Below are 6,174 nucleotides of genomic sequence, written 5' to 3'. Positions count from 1 at the left end.
AGACTTGTCAAAGTATTTAAATGTGTCTTCCAGAATGTCAATATATCCCTGCGTATAAGTTGACTTTCGGCGGTTCTGCTTTATAGTGCGACAGCCCCATTAAGATGTATTAACTTTACTTAATACTAGTTTATAGGTTTGATTAAGTAAAATATACTTGAACGCAATTAGATAAATAAGTTAACATTTGAATCCTCAGCTTCGCCTAAGTAATAGCCAACGCCGCCTATTTTAACTCCATCAATAAGCTCTTCTTTGCTAAGTCCCATAACATCCATAGACATTTGACAAGCTACTATCTCTATACCACTATCTACGGCTGATTTAATTAGATCTTCAAGAGAAGTTACATTTTTATTTTTCATAACCATTCTTATCATTTTTCCACCCATACCCATCATGTTCATTTTGGATAGCTTTAATCGCTTGCTGCCTCTTGGCATCATAAAGCCAAACATGGAATCCATAAGGCTTTTCTTTACAGATACTTTTTCGTGTTTTCTTAGAATATTTAATCCCCAGAAGGTAAAGAACATAGTAACTTTTTTACCCATTGATGCAGCTCCGTTTGCTATGATAAAGGAAGCTATTGCTTTATCTAGGTCTCCACTAAATACAACTAACGTTTTATTATCTTTTACAGGTGTAGCATACTCAATATTATTTGCTACTTTAGCTCTATTGCTGTTTTTTTTTATAAAGGCAGTAATACTACCTTTATCCTTACTTAAGTTAACAAGTTCATTGTTAGTTCTTTGGCACCATGCTTTTATATCTTCATAAAAACCAGGGTCAGAAGCGGTTACCTTAAGAACCTGACCATCCGTTAAATCATCTATAGACGCTTTAACTTGCATAAGTGGACCAGGACAGCAAAGACCGCAAGCATCAAGACTTTTGTCATAATTTAAACCATTTGAAGCTAATTCAGACTTTACTACCTGCGTATCTTGATCTAAAACTAGTTTTTTAGAATTATTTTCTTCGGATTTTTTAGGAATAAAATTTAAAATCGACATACTTTTGTATCCGCCAGTTATATTTTTAACTTTAAATCCATTTTGAGATAATATTCTTGATGCAACATATCCTCTAAGACCAACCTGGCAATACTCAATTATTTCCTTATTTTTATCTAGCTCTCCGAGTCTTTCTCTTAGGTCATCTACTGGAATGTTTAAAGCACCCTCAATATGACCATTATTAAATTCTATATCTGTACGTACATCCAAAAGAATAGTATTTTCTTTATTATAATTAGAATATTCTTCTGGAGTGATAACTTCCATTTTTCCAGAAAGAACATTTTCGGCTACAAAGCCAGCCATATTTACAGGATCTTTTGCTGAAGAAAATGGTGGTGCATAACACAATTCAAGTTCTGTTAAATCTGACACTGAGCCACCAAGTCTCATTGTTGTAGCAATAACATCAATTCTTTTATCAACTCCATCATAGCCTATAGCTTGAGCACCCAAAATTTTGCCTTCATCATTAAATATAAGTTTTAATGTTAGAGGAAGAGCACCAGGGTAATAAGATGCATGAGATACTGGATGTACATAAATAACTTTATAAGGTATATTTAATCTCTTTAGAGTTCTTTCATTATTTCCTGTGCTTGCAGCCGTTAGACCAAAAATTTTAATTATTGCAGTACCTTGAGTACCTTTATAATTTGAATTTAATCCTACTATATTATCTGCAACTATTCTTCCTTGTTTATTTGCTGGTCCAGCTAAAGGTATTGCAGTGTTTTGGTTGTTAACAAAATCAACGACTTCAATTGCATCGCCAACAGCATAGACATTTTCTATATTTGTTTCCATTTTATTGTTTACTAATATATGTCCTTTAACTCCAAGCTTTATTCCACTATCTTTTATAAAATTAGTATCAGGAGTTACACCAATAGCTAATATTACTAAATCAGCAGTAACTTTGGTATTACTATTTAGAGTAACTTCAATACTATTTTCATTGTCTTTAAAAGATTTCACTCCATCATTTAATAATAACTCAATTCCATTTTCTGTAAGTTCCTTCTCGGCTGTAACTACTATATCTGAATCAAATGGTGCAAGAATATGAGGTGCGGCTTCAACTAAAGTAACTTCTAGACCTTTTTCTTTTAAGTTTTCTGCCATTTCAACACCTACATAGCCACCACCGATGACAACAGCACTTTTTATCCCTTTTTTATCAACTAATGATTTTATGTTATCTGTATCAGGGATGTTTCTTAAGGTGAAAATTCTGTTACTGTTTATACCTTCGATGTTTGGTCTAATAGCTTTTGCACCAGGAGATAATACTAAATAATCATAACTTTCTTCGTAGATTCCTTTCTTTTTACTATTTACTTTTACTATCTTTTTGTTAACATCAACGGCAATGACCTCGCTATTAATTCTTACATCAATATTGAATCTATCGTGCATACTTTCAGGTGTTTGAACTAAGAGCTTTTCTCTTTCTTTAATTGTTTCACCTATATAATAAGGTAAACCACAATTTGCAAAAGATATATATTCATCTCTTTCAAACATTACTATTTCTGCACTTTCATCTAATCTTCTAAGCCTTGCAACTGTAGATGCTCCACCTGCAACTCCACCAACAACTAATATTTTTTTACTCATGAAAATTCCTCCCTTTAAGTATATATTTCTATTATTAATTAAACTCTTAAAAATTATTTTTAGAATTACTTTAAATTTAATTTTATATAGAATTTAGAACAAAGTTTCAAGCAATTTAATAACTAATGGATTATAAATTTTATAGTGAACTTCAAGCCCATTTCGTTTGCCCTCAATGACTTTGGCTGTTCTTAGCTTTTGTATGTGTTGAGATAAGGTAGATTGAGGTATTCCAAGGCAATCTTGCATATATCCAACATTGCACTCCCCCTTTTCTAATAATCCTTTAACAATGCATAGCCTAATAGGATGTGCCAATACTTTAAGAATTTCTACTTTATCATCGTATTTTGTAAAATCTTTATCCATAGTTTTATACCTCGCAAAACATATTTTTAAATCTATATATTTATATATTACGATACAATGATGTATAAATCAATACTTTTTAATAAAAAAATTCTAAAATAAAAGTTAATCAGATAAACATATAAGAGCTAATAAATGACTTATTGACAAAATGGTAAATAATGGAAATGATATTGTGAGATTTATGATACGCCATTATATAAGAGAAAGGCTGTAATTGTGATGGGTTATAGCATATTGATAATAATAGTTAAAAGAGGTTAAACTAAATAATCTAGATTAACCTCTTTTTAGCTAATAGAATATTGTTCAGCTACTACAATAGAATTTTTTTCATATACTTTGATAAGGAGAGATGAAGCCTAATTTTTTTATTGTTTTAAATTAGTAGATCGCTTATCCCATAGATGTTAGATAGAACGTTTTTTCTGTAATAATTCTTCTAACTCATTAATACGTTGAGTTGTTTCTTCTATTTCAGCTTCAAATTTCTTCACTGTAGTACCTGGTAAATGGATACCTGTCTGACCTAGTACAAGAGATCTTTCTTCTTCTATGTCTTCAAGAGAGTCTTTAAGTTTTTTAAGCTTTTTTTCTAATTCAAGAATGCTCATTTTTTCGAAATTATTCATTATGATATTCACTCCTTTTGATGTGATTGGTAAATCTTAGAATGTAATAATCTGTGATTTATGATTAAATTATACTATGGTAGTAAAAACTATACAATAAATTAGCCGATTTTACTTTAAACTTTCTCTAGCTGTTTCAACTTCAAAATCTGGTACAAAGTTCTTAACATCTTTTAATTTAGTTTCTTTTGGTACTGTAGTAGGTATATTTAGCTTTTTATATACTTCCTTTAAATCTATTTTTAAAGCAGTGGAAACATCTTCAATGCTCATGTAACCTTTAATTTCTTCTGGATTAAGAGTTGTAGAAGAGGTTATAGGTGCTGGAGTTGTCTGATATACATTAGTCAGCTTAGTAATTCCTATGCCACCGAAGAATATTGAAATTACAATAATTATAACTGTTATAGGTGCAATTCCCTTACCGAAGAATTTAAATTTAAGTGTATCTTTCATTGGGCAAGATAATATACAGCTTTGGCAATTTAGACATTCAGCAGATTTGATTACTTTGCTTTCAGAAACCTTAATGTTTACAGGACAATTTTTATTACATAATCCACAATTTACACAAGTATTTTCATCCCTAGTAATTTTTCCAGGGCTTACTTTTGATACTATTCCATAAAAGGCACCCATAGGGCAAAGGTATTTACAGAAGAATCTATCATATAACATTGAACCTATAATAGTAATTAGTAATAATATAGATCCAATTGGGAATTCTTCTATGATGGAATTTAAGCCTTCACCTGCATGTCCATAAGCAGTCCATGGATCATAAGGAGACATCCATAACCCTGCAGTTTTCCAGCTATAGTATAGAGTTATAAAGAGAACAACATATTTTAAATATCTTAAAGGATTGTCTATTTTTTTAGGTAATTCAAATCTTTTCTTAAAGAGCTTCTTGCCAAGCTTACCAAAAAGTTCTTGAATAGTTCCGAATGGACAAATAAGGCCGCAGAAGCTTCTTCTAAAGATAAGTGCAAGGATTAATGTTAGACCAAACAGTATAAAGGTACCAGAGAAAATTTTTTGTATAAAAGTACCACTAAAGCTTAAATTATACAAGGACTCTAGTGCGCCATAAGGACATAATGCATGGATTGATGCGTAGTCTTTACCGCCAATAGTAACATGTAAGTAGGATTGTATAGTAACAAAAATAAGAATAGCCGCTAATATTACATAACGAAGGCTTTTAACTAAGTTATTTTTCATAATTATTCACTCCTTTTGATAAGTTTTCACGAGTTTGAACATCAATATTTTCATTTTCAACAATTTTTTTAATACGGAATAATTCGGTAGTATCTATTTCGCATTTTGCATATCTTTCAAGAAGTATCAAGGAATATGGAGATAGAAAGTCACAATTTTCAATAATAACTTTACGTTTAGCATATTCATCATAAGTAATAAGACCTTCAGCATATTTTCCCTTTAAAACATCTAAAAGTTTAATAAAATATCTGCTTGGGGGAACTGATTTTTGTTTTAAGACTAAATAAACAATTAAGGCAATTAGGAGGATTGTTAAGGTCATAATGTAGGGACTATAAAGACCTAATCCTAGGTGATAACCGTATCTCATAATTTACAACTCCTTTATATTTTTATAATTTGAATCGTGCTGTATATTAACTTTTTCCTCGTTTACAATTTCATTATAACAGCACTATTATCTGAATTTGTGAAACAATTGTGGACTTTATATATTTTTGAAACTTGTTAGAAATCTTAGTTCCAAAATGATAAAATATTCTCAAAAAGAGACCGTATTTTTTCAAAATGAAACTTTTGTTTTAAAAAATAAAAGTTAATATCAGAAGATGCTTCGCTAGAATCTATTTTCTTAACGATTTTACAATTAGCATATATCTTTATATAAACTGGCATGAATATTGCTAGTTAAATATCTAAAATATAAATTGGCATTTGCTAGTTAAAAACAACTAGTAAATAGCAAAACTTTAAGGAGGAAATATTATGAATAAAGAATTATGGGAAAAATGTGTGGAGTTTCACGGACATGAATGTCCAGGATTGGCAATAGGTTTTAAGGTTAGTGAGGCAGCTAAGGAAAAAATGGGATTATCCTTTTCAAAGGACGAAGAAATTGTTTGTATAACTGAAAATGATGCTTGTGGTGTTGATGCAGTACAGGTTATAACAGGATGCTCTATAGGTAAAGGTAATTTAATATACAAGGATGCTGGTAAGATGGCTTTTTCGTTTTTTAATAGAAAAAATGGCGATGCTTTAAGAATAGTTCTAAAATCTTGGAATAGAACTGGTGATAGACAAAAGGATATGGAATATATGCTTGATGCATCCTGTGATGAATTGTTTGATTTTAAAAAACCAAATTTTCATGTTCCAGAGAAAGCTAGATTGTTTAATAACATAACTTGTGAAGTGTGCGGAGAAAGCACTGCAGAGCATAGAATTAGAATAATGGATGGTAAAAAGGTATGTATAGATTGCTTTAAAGAATATTCTAGAGGTTTTTAATATGGATATAAAAT

Annotated in this window: 6 protein-coding genes; 1 reads left to right on the top strand and 5 read right to left on the bottom strand. The window is 30.4% G+C overall.

The genetic code is table 11. The features are described 5' to 3' along the window. Positions 1 to 167: 167 nt before the first annotated feature. The 5 genes from I6U48_RS14555 to I6U48_RS14535 form a co-directional block, all read right to left on the bottom strand. Positions 168 to 2,642, bottom strand: a complete 2,475-nt coding sequence (locus I6U48_RS14555) for a CoA-disulfide reductase (RefSeq protein WP_218321194.1) — start codon at positions 2,640 to 2,642, stop codon at positions 168 to 170. A gap of 93 nt (positions 2,643 to 2,735) precedes the next feature. Further along, positions 2,736 to 3,011: an ArsR/SmtB family transcription factor gene (locus tag I6U48_RS14550; protein WP_218321193.1), complete on the bottom strand. Its 276-nt coding sequence runs from the start codon at positions 3,009 to 3,011 to the stop codon at positions 2,736 to 2,738. A 410-nt stretch (positions 3,012 to 3,421) separates the two neighbouring features. Then, complete coding sequence (locus tag I6U48_RS14545) at positions 3,422 to 3,643, bottom strand: hypothetical protein (RefSeq protein ID WP_218321192.1); 222 nt, start codon at positions 3,641 to 3,643, stop codon at positions 3,422 to 3,424. Positions 3,644 to 3,754: 111 nt separating this feature from the next. Continuing rightward, positions 3,755 to 4,867 (bottom strand): 4Fe-4S binding protein, encoded by a 1,113-nt coding sequence (locus I6U48_RS14540; protein WP_218321191.1) that lies wholly within the window; start codon positions 4,865 to 4,867, stop codon positions 3,755 to 3,757. Next, positions 4,857 to 5,240, bottom strand: a complete 384-nt coding sequence (locus tag I6U48_RS14535) for an SHOCT domain-containing protein (RefSeq protein ID WP_218321190.1) — start codon at positions 5,238 to 5,240, stop codon at positions 4,857 to 4,859. Before I6U48_RS14535 ends, I6U48_RS14540 begins: the two co-directional genes overlap by 11 nt. A 395-nt stretch (positions 5,241 to 5,635) precedes the next feature. Here I6U48_RS14535 and I6U48_RS14530 point away from each other — a divergent pair, with 395 nt between their 5' ends. Continuing rightward, positions 5,636 to 6,160, top strand: coding sequence for an FmdE family protein (locus I6U48_RS14530; RefSeq protein ID WP_218321189.1), 525 nt, complete (start codon positions 5,636 to 5,638; stop codon positions 6,158 to 6,160). Positions 6,161 to 6,174 lie beyond the last annotated feature (14 nt).

The organism is Clostridium thailandense, assembly GCF_019207025.1.
In the GTDB taxonomy this organism is placed as follows: domain Bacteria; phylum Bacillota; class Clostridia; order Clostridiales; family Clostridiaceae; genus Clostridium_AM; species Clostridium_AM thailandense.
This window is presented reverse-complemented; position numbering and strand designations above follow the sequence as displayed.